We start from the raw sequence: 14,382 nt of genomic DNA on the forward strand, positions 1-14,382 counted from the left end.
CTGATAAAAGCCTTAGCGTTCCGTTAGCTTTTCACAGGAGCAGCATCGCAGCTACTTGTCGTAATGATCAGCGCTACTATTGCGCAAACGATATCTTACATCTGCGTGCGCATAATCTCCTGATATGCCTCAACAACTTTGTTTCGAACCTGACTCGTAAGTTGCAGACTCAGCAGAGCTTGTTCTGAAGCTATCAACACCTGATCCACATTCGCCTTGCCTAACAAAAATTGATTAGACATTTCATGTGCCTGAGTCTCCTGTGCGGCGACAGATCCCAATGCATTTTGTAAGTATGTACCGAAGCTCTGAATGCTTTCGGCTGGTGTGGAAGTTTTATTTTCAGCTGCACTCTTCATTTGCAATTGCTGAACTCCCTGAACATTGAACATATTATTCTGAATCATGAATATCCCTCCCCTTGTCTCTTGTTTTTAGTGATTGTCGAACGATGCAACAGTTAACCTTTTCCAATTTCCATGGCTTTGGAAATCATCGCTTTGGTTGAATTCAGTGCAGTAACGTTTGCCTCATAGGCACGTGAAGCGGAGATCATATCGACCATTTCTTTAGCAATATCCACATTAGGCATGAACACATAACCCTCAGCGTTTGCATCCGGATGAGTCGGATCATAAACCGGTTTGAGTGGTGACTGATCTTCTCGAATTTCGGTTACTCTGACACCGTCACCTGAACCTCCACCACGCATTTGATTTTGCAACATCGTACTGAAGGATGGTTTATTCGGTTCAAGAACTACCATTTTCCGTTTGTAGGGAACTGCAACCCCATTCGACATGCTCGCGCGTGTTGTTTCTGCATTCGCAATATTGGAAGAAATGACATCCATACGCAAACGTTGAGCCGTAAGAGCCGAGGCACTGATTCCAAAACTGTTACTAATATTCAACGCTGTTATCTCCCTTCTACGCCTACTCGCATCATTTTAATTTGTTCATTTACTTGCTGGATATAAGCACTGTAACGCAATTGATTGTCCGCAAGAAAGCTCATCTCGCTATCAATATCCACATTATTCTGGTTGTTATTCATGGACGTGGACTGGTCCATATTAACTACTGGTGTTGGCACAGAAGAGGAAGGTCCTATGACAAAATGCCTTTGATCCGTTACTTTCCCTTTCAAAACAGGCATATCACCGTTCATCTGTTCCTGAAGCATTTCTTCAAAAGAAACGTTTGAGCGCTTGAAATACGGGGTGTCAGCATTTGCAATATTGTCAGAAATGGTTCGTTGTCTCATATTCGACGCATCGAGTGCACCTTGTAGTCTTTTGAAGCTGATATCATTTAATAGATTCACGATAGCCCTCCTCTCTTTAGTATATATGGAAAAAGATTGAACCTTTTTACGCGAAACTGCTTATGTTTTTCGACAAAAACATTCGTGTTTACACGGTTTTCTAGGACTTAAGTAGAATTAACTCTGATGTTGTCGTATATCATAAGTTTCTTCGAGTTTGGGATATATTACAATAAGAAAAAAGCCCTATCTTTTCTTCAAGAGAGGGCTTTTTGTGTATTTTCTGCAAATTTCGTTTTTTTTCGTAAATATTCAGTCCCAAATCAAAAATGTGTTAACAATCTTGTGACGCAACCTTACACATTCTTAAAATAAATATTATCTTTCCCACATGTGTTTCGGTCTGAATATGCGGAAACGGACGTTGCTACACGGATATACACGTTTGTTATGTTTAGTATTTTTTACCGCCATATTAAGGTTTCTAGCTTATATTTATCAATACTTATCCAAAGTCGTTACTGTTTATTTAAACATTTTATGTACAGGAAATCATGGAGTACATAATTCATTACGCAACACTTTCTTAACAATTGTATGGGTACCTACTATTTTATAAATGGAAAACAATTGATGTACTCTCACTTTTCCACAAAACGACGTTTTGCGCATTTGCGTAAGTTTTTACAGAGCTTAAGCTTGCTAAGAGATATCATTTAAATAGTTAAAATTCTTTTAATGGAAATACATGGTTCGTTAAAATGAGAACACCAACTAATCCGCTACCCTTTATTTCCAATATACATGCGGCACAAGTCCTAGATCCTGACATACTATCGCTACCTTTCTTTTATCGGCCTATGGATCAAAAACTGTTAGCCATAATAAAAATAAAAGGTATGTACCGTTAAACATGACATCCCATGCAGCATGATCTGTAATAGAATACAGAACATGTTGATGAATGTTCACTGTTTTTCGATCCATACCCCTTGCTTCACTAGCAACACTATCTTTTCCTGTAATACTGCAACATACGCTTAATCGTACCTAGTTATTGACTACAGGATATATTGGCTTAAATCCCGATCAGTCGCAATATCATTTAATTTTTCACGTACATACTCCGGTGTAATTACCATGCGCTCTAACGTAAGCTCAGGAGCCTCAAAGGACAAGTCCTCCAAAAGTTTTTCCAGGATGGTGTGCAAACGGCGAGCGCCAATGTTCTCTGTGTTTTGGTTAACAGATTCCGCGAGCTTGGCAATCTCTCGTATAGCATCTTCCGAGAACTCAATCTCAATATTCTCTGTGCGGAGCAAATCAACATATTGCTTCGTTAACGCATTCTGAGGTTCCGTTAGAATAGAAACAAACTCCTCCAAGGTAAGGCTGTTCAGCTCTACACGAATCGGGAAGCGTCCCTGAAGCTCCGGAATCAAATCCGAAGGTTTCGCCACATGAAATGCACCAGCCGCCATAAACAAAATATAGTCCGTTTTGACAGGTCCATACTTGGTCATCACCGTTGAACCTTCTACTATCGGCAAAATATCACGCTGAACGCCTTCACGAGAAACATCCGGGCCACTCCCCCGGCCTTGACTGGCAACCTTGTCAATCTCATCGATGAAAATAATGCCCGTCTGCTCTGCTCGTCTTATCGATTCCTGGGTCACATCATCCATATCAATTAATTTACTCGCTTCTTCTTGAATAAGCACTTTACGCGCTTCCTTAATAGCCAGTTTACGTTTCTTCGTACGACGTGGCAACAAGCTACCAAACATCTCCTGCATATTCATGCCCATCTGATCATTGCCCTGGCCAGCAAACATATCCATCATATTCGGTGTGCTGTCTTCTACATCAATTTCAATGATGTCATCCTCCAGTTTACCAGACAACAGATCAAATCTGATTTTACGACGACGTTCCGTCACACCAGTATCCGGTTCAGGCTCTTCCTGCTCCTGGCCGGCATTTCCGTTCGCGTTATTACCAAAGATCATTTCAAACGGATTACGCTGGTTTTTGGACTTGGACTGAGAAGGAGCCAAAATATGTACAATGCGCTCGTTCGCTGCTTCTTCTGCCTTGTCCTTCACTTTTTCAGTACGCTCAAGTTTGACCATGCGCAATGATGTTTCAATCAAATCACGAACCATGGATTCCACATCACGTCCGACATATCCCACTTCGGTAAATTTGGTCGCTTCGACTTTGACAAAAGGCGCCCCTACCAGCTTGGCAAGACGACGTGCAATCTCCGTTTTACCGACACCTGTAGGTCCAATCATCAGTATATTTTTAGGTACGATATCATCCTGTGTATGTTCTGGCAAAAGACTGCGTCGATAACGATTACGAAGCGCTACTGCTACAGATTTTTTCGCCTGTTTTTGACCTACGATGTATTTATCAAGTTCCGTAACAATCTGTCTTGGCGTTAAGGCTTGAGTATTCATTATGCTTCCCTCCTGCTAATATGTTGACGTCAGTTCAGCCGCAAGAACAAAGAATCTCCTTAACGTAAACCGGAGCAGATGCAGCATCATGTTCCTGTACGGGAGATTTCTTGCTTCTTACAATTCTTCGACAATAATATTACTATTTGTGTATACACAAAGCTCAGAGGCCACCTGAAGAGATTCACGAGCGATATCTTTTGCTTCCAGCTGCCCAGCATGACGTTTTAGAGCCCGCGCGGCTGACAAAGCAAAATTACCGCCTGAGCCGATCGCAATGATATCATCATCCGGCTCAATAATCTCGCCACCACCTGAGATAAGCAGCATACCTGTTTTGTCCATCACAATCAGTAAAGCTTCAAGTTTCCGCAGAATCCGATCTTGCCGCCAGTCTTTTGCAAGCTCCACCGCAGCCCGCTGCAGATTCCCATGATGTTCTTCAAGTTTACCTTCGAATTTTTCAAACAGTGTAATTGCATCGGCCACAGAACCGGCAAATCCTGCAACAACCTGTCCACGATATAAACGTCTTACTTTTTTGGCTGTATTCTTCATTACGACACTCTGGCCCATAGTTACCTGACCATCGCCTGCAATTGCAGCCTTGCCGTTATGACGAACAGCACAGATCGTTGTAGCATGAAATGACATATCCATGTTATCAGCCCCCCCCACGAATAATTTATACGCGTTCCGGAACGGTTAGACCTTCTGATGCAGCAAATCTGGCGACTCCATCCAGCGCACGGTTAGCAAGTGCTTCGTTTTTTTCTTTTTTGTTGCGAATTTTAGTTTCCAACTTCGGAAGCAGACCAAAGTTAGCATTCATTGGCTGGAAGTGTTTGAAGTCTGCAGTAGTTATATATTGAGCCATGCTGCCTAATGTAGTCTCTACAGGAAGTACGACAAGTTCCTGTCCTAGCGCTGCCTTGGCTGCATTGATACCTGCGATTAGACCCGATGCGGCTGATTCAACATACCCTTCGACACCTGTCATCTGACCGGCAAAGAACAAATTAGGACGCTCTTTGAACTGGTACGTCGGGCGAAGCAGTTTGGGCGAGTTAATAAATGTATTTCGGTGCATAACACCGTAACGCACAAACTCTGCATTCTCAAGACCCGGAATCAAAGAGAAGACACGTTTTTGTTCTCCCCATTTCAGATGCGTCTGGAAACCAACCAAGTTATACAATGTTCCGGCTGCATTGTCCTGTCTGAGCTGCACTACAGCATGAGGCAGTTCACCCGTATGAGGGTTAACCAAACCTACAGGTTTCATTGGACCGAACAAAGCCGTTTGTTTCCCCCGCTTCATCATCACTTCAATGGGCATGCAGCCTTCGAAATAGATTTCTTTTTCGAACTCTTTGAGCTGAGCAACCTCTGCAGTAATAAGCGCTTCGTAGAAAACGTCAAACTCCTCTTCTGTCATTGGACAGTTCAGATAAGCCGCTTCTCCTTTGTCATACCGAGAAGCAAGATAGACCTTGTTCATATCAATTGAATCTTTTTCAATGATCGGTGCAGCAGCATCATAAAAATAGAAGTATTCCTCACCCATCAATGACTTGATCTGCTCGGACAATGCCGGTGAAGTCAGTGGGCCGGTCGCTACAACAACAATCCCGTCCTCTGGCAATGAAGTAAGCTCTTCGTTTACCACTTCAATAAGCGGATGTTGATGCAGAGTTGATGTAATCTCACCCGAGAAGCCATCCCGGTCTACAGCCAAGGCTCCGCCTGCCGGAACAGCATGTCGATCAGCTGCACCCAGCACGAGCGAATTCAGCATTCTCATTTCTTCTTTCAACACGCCAACTGCATTAGCCAGTCCATTGGCACGCAGAGAGTTACTGCAGACAAGTTCTGCAAATTTATCCGTATGATGAGCCGGCGTTTTGACAACCGGTCTCATCTCATACAATTTTACACGCACACCGCGACTGGCAATCTGCCACGCCGCTTCTGATCCAGCCAGTCCCGCACCGATAACCGTTACTTGTTGTTCACTTGTCAAAATCATTTACCCCCATAATATGCTAATCCGTTGATTCGTCATCCGGCTCTTCTACCGGCTCCTGATGATCACATGAAGTACATTGTAATCTTGTCCCTTTTTTGTTTCTTTTCTCAATCATTAACGATCCGCAGCTTGGACAAGGTTTAGCTGAAGGTCTATCCCATGATACAAAATCACATTCCGGATATTTGTCACAGCCATAGAATATACGACCTTTTTTACTTCGCCGTTCTACGACATGCCCTTCCTTACACTTCGGACAAGTTACACCGATATCTTTAATGATTGGTTTCGTATTGCGGCAGTCAGGAAACCCTGAACATGCGAGGAATTTCCCAAAACGTCCCAGTTTGTATACAAGCGGTTTGCCGCACTTCTCACAGATTTCATCCGATACCTCGTCTTCGATCTCGATCTCTTTCATTTCTTCCTCGGCAAACTCCAGTCGTTTCTCGAAAGATTCATAGAATTCTGCCAATACTTTAACCCAGTCTTCGGAGCCCTCTTCCACATGGTCGAGATCCCCTTCCATGTTAGCGGTAAACTCAACATTCAGAATTTCCGGGAAGAACTCTTCCATCTGCTCGATGACCAGCTCTCCCAGCTCTGTTGGCATAAACTTTTTCTCTTCGATCGCAACATATCCGCGCTTCTGGATGGTCTCCAGAGTAGGCGCATATGTACTCGGTCTACCTATGCCCAACTCTTCCAACGTTTTAACAAGCCGTGCTTCGGTATAACGCGGTGGCGGCTGCGTAAAGTGCTGTTTAGGCTCAATCTCCTGCTTCTTCAACACATCTCCACTCTTGAGAGGGGGCAGTAAACGATCTTCATCCGTGGTGCCATCGTCATTGCCTTCGACATATACTTTCATAAACCCTTGGAAGCGCACCTTGGAACCTGCTGCACGGAAGATCGTATCTCCTGCAGCAATGTCAACCGAGAGAGTGTCCAGAATAGCTGAAGACATCTGACTTGCTACAAAACGTTCCCAAATCAGCTTATACAAACGAAACTGATCACGACTCATGAACGATTTAATCGAATCTGGATCACGTAATATTGAAGTCGGACGAATCGCTTCGTGTGCATCCTGAGCATTGGACGCCTTTTTGGAATAATTCCGTGGGCTCTCTGGTGCAAATGTCTCGCCATACTTACCCATGATGTATTCTTTGGCTTCTTCCTGTGCGGAAACCGCGATACGAGTTGAGTCTGTACGCATATACGTGATCAGACCCACTGTGCCTTCTTTTCCAAGATCCACACCTTCATAGAGTTGCTGTGCAACCGACATCGTCTTGGAAGCCCGGAAGTTAAGTTTGCGTGCCGCTTCCTGCTGAAGTGAACTTGTCGTAAATGGCGCAGAAGGATTGCGTGTCCGCTCCTTCTCTTTCACTTCCTTGATCGTAAAGTCAGCGCCTTCGATCTGTTTCAGAATCGCCTGTACTTCCTCTTCACTGCCTAGCTCGGTTTTGGTTCCGTTTAACTTGTGAAACTTCGCTTCAAACGGATTGCCATCTGCGCTCAGTTTAGCAGTAATGCTCCAGTACTCTTCCGGTTCGAATTCATCAATTTCATTTTCACGATCTAAAATAATTTTGACTGCAACCGACTGAACCCGGCCTGCGGACAGACCCTTTTTCACTTTCTTCCATAATAATGGACTAATCTTATATCCAACGAGCCGATCCAGAATCCGCCTGGCTTGCTGAGCATTGACCAAATCCATATTAATTTTACGCGGTGTTTTGAAAGCGTCCTTAACCGCCTGTTTGGTGATTTCATTAAATACGACCCGGCAATCAGCCGTGTCATCCAGTTCAAGCGCATGTGCCAAATGCCAGGCAATGGCTTCACCCTCACGATCCGGGTCAGCTGCGAGATACACTTTTTTCACTTTCTTGCGTGCATCCTTAAGTTCTTTCAATACTGAACCTTTACCGCGGATCGTAATATATTTCGGATTAAAATCATTCTCTACCTCAACGCCGATCTGACTCTTTGGCAAATCGCGTACATGTCCCATCGAAGCTTTCACGATGTACTTGCTGCCTAAATATTTGCCGATCGTCTTCGCCTTTGAGGGCGACTCCACGATTACGAGTGCATCCGCCATAGGTTCATCCTCCTCTCAGTCATGAAACTGTTCATGTACTTCATTTCGTTCGTATTTTATATATTCCACATACTGCACAGGTTGCAGCATCCTCATACCCTCGCATATTTGGTTCCTGGTAATTGGCTAATCTGCTTTTTTATGATTAAAGATAACAGAACTGAATGTAAATGTCCAAAATCCCAACCTAACTGATCAATCAATTGATCCAAAGATTGCTCTTCCTGCTCAAGTAAAACGATGATACATTGTTCATCGGTAGAAAGCTTCACATCTGGAAACAAACTCTGCTCTGCAGGTCTCGGTGTTTCTGCCGAACGTCCTCTATTGTAAGGAAGTTGTTCTGCATTTGGCAAGTCTAAACGATACTCTTCCAATAAATCAGCCACACAAGTGACTAATTTGGCTCCCTGCCTTATTAAATTATGTGCCCCTCGACTCTTCGGAGAAGTAATCGGCCCTGGAACAGCAAATACATCCCTGCCCGCCTCCAGTGCTGCATCAGCGGTAATAAGTGAACCACTTCGTATATCAGCTTCTACGACAAGCGTACCCAGCGTTAATCCCGCAATAATCCGATTGCGCTCGGGAAAAAGTCCCTGACGAGCTCTGGTTCCGAGTGGGTATTCAGACAGCAGTAGACCCGTTGCGGCAATTTGTTCAGCAAGACTTGTATTTTCCGGTGGATAAACCGTATCTACTCCCGTACCAAAAACGGCAATGGTTTTACCACCAGCTCGCAATACAGCTTCATGACACACGCGATCAATGCCTCTGGCAAGTCCACTTACAATGGTTAAGCCCGCATGAGACAATTGCTCTGCAAGCTTTTCACCCACCTTACGCCCATAAACTGTCGGCATGCGTGTCCCAACCATAGCTATTGAAGGTGTATTCAGCAACCCACTATCTCCCCGAGCGTACATAATCCAGGGAGGCTGGGCGGTTTCCTTCATTAATATAGGATAATTCGAATCCAGATAAGTAATAACCTCTATCCCACGATCATAAACCTGTTCTCTTCTGCTTTCAATCCAGCTGGCATTAAAAACTCTCGTCAAACGAGCTGCCTGATCTTTTCTCAGTCCAGCCGCAATCCAGTCTCCTTCTTCATAATAAAGCAGTTCCTGAAGCGAGTGCCGGCCTGTCATCAATTTTGCAATACTTTTCTTCCCGATGCCCTCCATTTCATAAAGCCCAAACAAAATCCAACGTTCTTCCATGTTTCGACCTCCCGTTAAGGAGAGAAAAACTCCCCTCATATTGTGTGATAAGCAACGATAAATTGCAAGCGGTTGCACTAATTGCACCTTAAAGCTCGTCTGCATTTTCTTAAAAAAACGCAAAAAAGCAACCCTTCGCCCTGTTTTAAGGACAAAAGGTTGCTTACCTTTACCGTCTCCTGAATCGACATCTACGGAAACAAGTCATTTCCGAGCTGTTTCTTCTATTATAACGGAACAGGATTAATGTGTCGTGCACAAATTCAAAATACCGCGTTCCTCAAGCACACTTACCAACGTAGAGCCCATTTCGGCTGGCGTTGGAGCAACTTTGATACCGCAGGATTCCAGCTTCGCAATTTTCTCTTTGGCTGTACCTTTACCACCGGAGATAATCGCACCAGCATGACCCATACGTTTGCCTGGAGGCGCTGTAACACCGCCGATGAAACCTACCACCGGTTTGGTCATGTTAGCAGCCACCCAATCTGCTGCATCCTCTTCCGCAGTACCACCGATCTCACCAATCATGATGACAGCGTGTGTCTGTGGATCTTCGTTAAAGCGTTTCAGGATATCGATGAACTCCGATCCTTTAACCGGGTCTCCCCCGATACCTACAGCAGAAGATTGACCAATACCACGAGTTGTCAGCTGATGAACCGCCTCGTATGTCAGTGTTCCACTACGGGAAACAACACCGACATGTCCTGGCATGTGAATGTATCCAGGCATAATCCCGATCTTACACTCACCTGGTGTAATAACACCTGGGCAGTTAGGACCGATCAATACCGTATTTTTACCATCCATGAAACGGTCTACTTTGACCATATCAAGAACAGGGATACCTTCTGTAATACAGATAACAAGATCCAGCTCTGCGTCAACAGCTTCCATGATGGAATCTGCTGCGAATGCAGGAGGAACATAGATGACGCTCGCTGTTGCGCCAGTAGCTTCCTTCGCTTCCTGCACCGTGTTGAATACCGGCAGGCTGACTACTGAACCGTCTTCCAGCGTGATGTCAACATTGGTTCCGCCTTTACCTGGCGTAACACCGCCTACCATCTGGGTTCCGTAGTCCAATGCGCCCTTCGTGTGGAACATTCCCGTTGAACCCGTAATGCCTTGCGTAATGACTTTTGTATTTTTATCGATCAAAATACTCACGTTGCTTCACATCCTTACGGTTATTTTTCAATTCCCGGACAGCTCCGGTACGAAGGAATGAACCTATTTCACGAGGGCAACAATTTTCTGTGCTCCATCGGCCATGGAATCAGCAGGAACGATATTCAGGCCGGATTCACCCAAAATGCGTTTGCCCAGTTCCACGTTAGTTCCTTCAAGACGAACAACCAGCGGTTTGGTCAGGCCAAGCTGCTTCGCTGCTTCAACAACCCCGTTGGCAATGACATCACAACGCATGATACCACCGAAGATGTTAACAAAGATTCCGGCTACTTTGGCATCAGACAGAATGATCTTGAATGCTTCTGTAACTTTCTCTGTTGTTGCACCGCCCCCAACATCAAGGAAGTTGGCCGGGTCTCCACCATAATATTTAATGATGTCCATCGTAGCCATCGCAAGTCCCGCACCGTTAACCATACAGCCAATGTTGCCGTCAAGCGCTATGTAGCTGAGGTCGTATTTGGAAGCTTCGATTTCTTTTTCGTCTTCCTCATCCAGGTCACGCAGTTCTTGAATGTCCTTGTGACGGAAGAGTGCGTTGGAGTCGAAGTTCAGCTTCGCATCCAGCGCGATAACGTTTCCATCTCCGGTAACAACCAGCGGGTTGATCTCGGCAATAGAGCAATCTTTTTCGACAAAAGCCTTGTACAACGCAAGCATGAACTTCACAGCTTTATTCACGAGTTCATTCGGAATGTTAATGCTGTAAGCCAGTTTGCGTGCCTGGAACACTTGCAACCCGATTGCAGGGTCAACTACCTCTTTGAAAATTTTCTCAGGTGTAGCTTCAGCGACTTCTTCGATCTCTGTACCGCCTTCTTCGGAAGCCATCATGACTACACGTCCTGTAGCACGATCGACAACAACACCCACATAATACTCTTTGCGGATATCGCATCCTTCTTCAATCAGAAGACGTTTCACTTCTTTACCTTCTGGTCCTGTTTGATGGGTTACTAATACTTTGCCCAAAATTTCGGATGCATAGGCACGAACTTCCTCTGTGCTTTTTGCTACTTTCACGCCGCCGGCTTTACCCCGACCCCCTGCGTGAATTTGCGCTTTAACAACAGTCACCGGACTGCCAAGTGCCTCTGCGGCCGCAACCGCTTCATCGACTGTATAAGCAACCTTTCCGTTTGGAACGGTAACTCCATACTGTTTCAGTACTTCTTTTCCTTGATATTCATGGATATTCATTCTCGAATCCTCCTATCAACATGACTGCAACAAGGCGGGCTGGTAGACGAACAAAAGACATATGTTGACTATTTTCACTTAAACCCAATTCATTGTAACATGTTTTTAAAACGCTTTCCTTAAAAAATTAATGGTTAATAGACAGCTTTTTGATATGGATATGATCCCTTTTTGTGAATGCTTGGATATAAATGGAAAAACCCAAGTCGAATGGACTAAGGTTTTTCGTGAAATAGAAGCTTTGATTATTATTTTTTAGCGGTACTTATATTCGTTTCGTGAACTTTCTCGAGCAAGCCCTTAAACTGACCGAGCAGTGCTTCAAATTCCGTGCTGTTGAGACAAGCATCTCCCTGAATGGCCTCAGGTATGGATAACGCTTTATTCTTCAGCTCACGTCCCGAATCGGTCAGTGTAATCAGCACTTTACGCTCGTCTTGTGCCGAGCGCTCACGATGGATGAATCCTGCTGCTTGCAAACGTTTTAGAAGAGGAGTAAGCGTACCTGAATCGAGGTATAAAGCCTCACCGATCTCTTTCACTGTGCATTCCTCTCGTTCCCACAATACCATCAAAACCAGGTACTGGGAGTATGTCACACCAAGCACCTCCAGGTAGGGTTGGTACAACTTGGTAATTTCACGTGAACAAGCGTATATAGCGAAGCATAATTGATTATCCAGCTTTAAACGGTCTGTCTGCATATTGTCTGTCTCACCTGCCTAATGTACATTAGATTGCTTATTTCAGGGAATAACCTTATTACCTCATCATATATTTGCGGTGAATGGAACATCCCCCATTACTATCTTATCACAAAATAGATTAAAAAAAGAATAATTGAGCAAATTATTTCACTTTTACATTTAATCACGTTAAATTAAGTTGCATAAAATATAATTACAGATAATTCATATCTGATTTATTAATACTTTTAGGGATGTAAACCTGAAAGTGGAAATACAGGAATTGAGAAAGTGTATTGCGGCATCATTCATACCCGGGTTGACGCTCTGATTCCTTTTATATAAAATGCTAGTAGAAGCTGAGGAAGCACCTTAATTCGAGACTGGCCCGCCCTGTGCGGAGCTGACTACCCGAGTGAGGTGTTTCTTTGTTATGTATGGAAAATTGTATAGCTCATGTCTTTACGGAATTGACGGTGTATTAATTGAAGTGGAAACCGATTTATCCAACGGTCTACCTCTGACTTCAATTATCGGACTGCCAGATTCAGCAATCAGAGAAGCCGTGGAACGGGTTCGAGCGGCGATTAAAAACTGTGGTTATCAGTATCCTTTGCAGCGTATTACGATTAATCTGGCTCCAGCCGATCTGCGCAAGGAAGGTTCCTCCTTTGATCTTGCTATTGCTATTGCTCTACTTACAACCAGCGGCCAGGTTGTTCTACCTCCTCAGGAACGCACTTTAGTTCTCGGGGAGCTGGCACTGGATGGTTCAATCCGGGCTGTTCCAGGCATTTTATCAATGGTAGATTTAGCGAAAAGGCAGGGCTTCACTTCTGTTCTGCTTCCTTATGAAAATGTGGAAGAGGCTCGTCTGATTCGAGGCATTGGGATTTATGGCCTTCGCCATCTAAAGGATCTGGCTCCTGATATGACCAACACACCAAACACTCCCCAAAGTTTCTCAGCTAGTACAGCTGCAAATGCCGGGCCGATTACCTTGAAGGATTACAGTCATCTGCGGGTCTCCGAGCCGTCCAGTGAGCAGAGGATTCAGGGAAAGAAAAATATATCCTATTCTTCTGAAGATTACAGCGATGTTCTGGGGCAGCATCATGTCAAACGAGCGCTGATGATTGCCGCTGCCGGAATGCATAATATTATGCTGGTTGGGCCGCCTGGTACAGGTAAAACGATGCTGATCAAACGGCTGCCGACGATTTTGCCTCCTTTATCGGAAGAAGAAGCGCTTGAAGTAACCAAAGTTTTAAGTGCAGCTGGTCATTTAAAAGAAGCTCCGCCAGGACTAATCGCAGACAGACCTTTTCGCTCTCCACATCATACGATATCAACCTCCGGCCTGATCGGTGGCGGCGGTATTCCCAAACCGGGTGAGGTCAGTCTTGCTCATCGCGGTATTTTGTTTCTGGATGAGTTGCCAGAGTTCCAGCGTCAGGTTCTTGAAGTGCTGCGGCAGCCGCTTGAAGACCAGACGGTTACGATCAGTCGGGCAAGAGCTGCGTTCACATTCCCTGCACAATTCATGCTGGCATGCTCAATGAACCCATGCCCTTGCGGATATTTGTCCGCGCAGTCAGAGGAACAGCGCTGTATTTGTAGTCCGGCACGCGTCGCAGCATACCGGGCGAAAATCTCCGGCCCCCTGCTGGATCGAATCGATCTGCAGGTCGAAGTCCCGCCGCCAGGAGATTGGCGTAATTCAGGAGCTTCTCCTACTTCCGCCGAGATGCAGGCCAAGGTGATCGCTGCCCATTCCATTCAGGCCAAACGTTATGCAAAGTGTTCCGTCCGCTGGAACAGCCAACTTTCCGGCACATTTTTACGTAAAACCATTCATCTCCCACGCGAAGCAGAGCAGTTGTTGGATCAAACTTTGCAGACACTGAATCTGAGCATGCGTGCCCATGACCGAATTATGAAAATGGCACAGACGATCGCTGATCTGGATCATGATGGTGAGATTTTGACAGCTCATGTGGCCGAAGCGATCCAGTATCGCCAGTTAGATTTGAGTTTATTTTAATACGGATATTCAGTTGCTAATAAAAAGCCGTATATATCTCTCTTTACATGTGTAATGAAGAATATCTATACGGCTTGGTTAGCATGACAAGCAGATTCAAACCTGATCCGGCAGGTAAACGTGATCATATGTTATATGGTTATCTCTTTTCAT

12 protein-coding genes are annotated in these 14,382 nt (G+C 44.8%); 1 reads left to right on the plus strand and 11 read right to left on the minus strand.

What is annotated here, in order from left to right; genetic code table 11:
• Positions 1-95: 95 nt before the first annotated feature.
• The 11 genes from fliE to ACR8BL_RS05640 all read right to left on the minus strand — a co-directional run bounded on the left by fliE (position 96) and on the right by ACR8BL_RS05640 (position 12,203).
• Positions 96-407: a flagellar hook-basal body complex protein FliE gene (gene fliE / locus ACR8BL_RS05590; RefSeq protein ID WP_434758332.1), complete on the minus strand. Its 312-nt coding sequence runs from the start codon at positions 405-407 to the stop codon at positions 96-98.
• Between the two features lie 53 nt (positions 408-460).
• Complete coding sequence (gene flgC / locus ACR8BL_RS05595; protein WP_434751692.1) at positions 461-913, minus strand: flagellar basal body rod protein FlgC; 453 nt, start codon at positions 911-913, stop codon at positions 461-463.
• Positions 914-918: 5 nt separating this feature from the next.
• The gene (flgB, locus tag ACR8BL_RS05600; RefSeq protein ID WP_434751693.1) at positions 919-1,326 is read right to left on the minus strand and encodes a flagellar basal body rod protein FlgB; all 408 of its coding nucleotides are present in this window, start codon (positions 1,324-1,326) and stop codon (positions 919-921) included.
• Positions 1,327-2,327: 1,001 nt separating this feature from the next.
• Positions 2,328-3,734: an ATP-dependent protease ATPase subunit HslU gene (gene hslU, locus ACR8BL_RS05605; RefSeq protein ID WP_434751694.1), complete on the minus strand. Its 1,407-nt coding sequence runs from the start codon at positions 3,732-3,734 to the stop codon at positions 2,328-2,330.
• Positions 3,735-3,851: 117 nt separating this feature from the next.
• Positions 3,852-4,394, minus strand: a complete 543-nt coding sequence (gene hslV / locus ACR8BL_RS05610) for an ATP-dependent protease subunit HslV (protein ID WP_434758333.1) — start codon at positions 4,392-4,394, stop codon at positions 3,852-3,854.
• 25 nt (positions 4,395-4,419) lie between these two features.
• The gene (gene trmFO, locus ACR8BL_RS05615) at positions 4,420-5,763 is read right to left on the minus strand and encodes an FADH(2)-oxidizing methylenetetrahydrofolate--tRNA-(uracil(54)-C(5))-methyltransferase TrmFO (RefSeq protein WP_434751695.1); all 1,344 of its coding nucleotides are present in this window, start codon (positions 5,761-5,763) and stop codon (positions 4,420-4,422) included.
• 16 nt (positions 5,764-5,779) lie between these two features.
• Positions 5,780-7,879 (minus strand): type I DNA topoisomerase, encoded by a 2,100-nt coding sequence (topA, locus tag ACR8BL_RS05620; protein WP_434751696.1) that lies wholly within the window; start codon positions 7,877-7,879, stop codon positions 5,780-5,782.
• 92 nt (positions 7,880-7,971) lie between these two features.
• Positions 7,972-9,102 (minus strand): DNA-processing protein DprA, encoded by a 1,131-nt coding sequence (gene dprA, locus ACR8BL_RS05625; RefSeq protein ID WP_434756598.1) that lies wholly within the window; start codon positions 9,100-9,102, stop codon positions 7,972-7,974.
• A 243-nt stretch (positions 9,103-9,345) separates the two neighbouring features.
• Entirely contained in the window at positions 9,346-10,275 is a 930-nt protein-coding gene (gene sucD / locus ACR8BL_RS05630; protein WP_434756599.1) for a succinate--CoA ligase subunit alpha, read from the minus strand.
• Between the two features lie 63 nt (positions 10,276-10,338).
• A complete protein-coding gene (gene sucC / locus ACR8BL_RS05635) occupies positions 10,339-11,499 on the minus strand; it encodes an ADP-forming succinate--CoA ligase subunit beta (RefSeq protein ID WP_090923884.1) in 1,161 nt (386 codons plus the stop codon).
• A gap of 248 nt (positions 11,500-11,747) precedes the next feature.
• The gene (locus tag ACR8BL_RS05640; RefSeq protein WP_434751697.1) at positions 11,748-12,203 is read right to left on the minus strand and encodes a MarR family winged helix-turn-helix transcriptional regulator; all 456 of its coding nucleotides are present in this window, start codon (positions 12,201-12,203) and stop codon (positions 11,748-11,750) included.
• A 415-nt stretch (positions 12,204-12,618) separates the two neighbouring features.
• Here ACR8BL_RS05640 and ACR8BL_RS05645 point away from each other — a divergent pair, with 415 nt between their 5' ends.
• Positions 12,619-14,229 (plus strand): YifB family Mg chelatase-like AAA ATPase, encoded by a 1,611-nt coding sequence (locus ACR8BL_RS05645; RefSeq protein ID WP_434756600.1) that lies wholly within the window; start codon positions 12,619-12,621, stop codon positions 14,227-14,229.
• The last annotated feature ends 153 nt before the right edge of the window (positions 14,230-14,382 follow it).

Source organism: Paenibacillus amylolyticus, from assembly GCF_051136285.1.
Lineage (GTDB): Bacteria > Bacillota > Bacilli > Paenibacillales > Paenibacillaceae > Paenibacillus > Paenibacillus amylolyticus_F.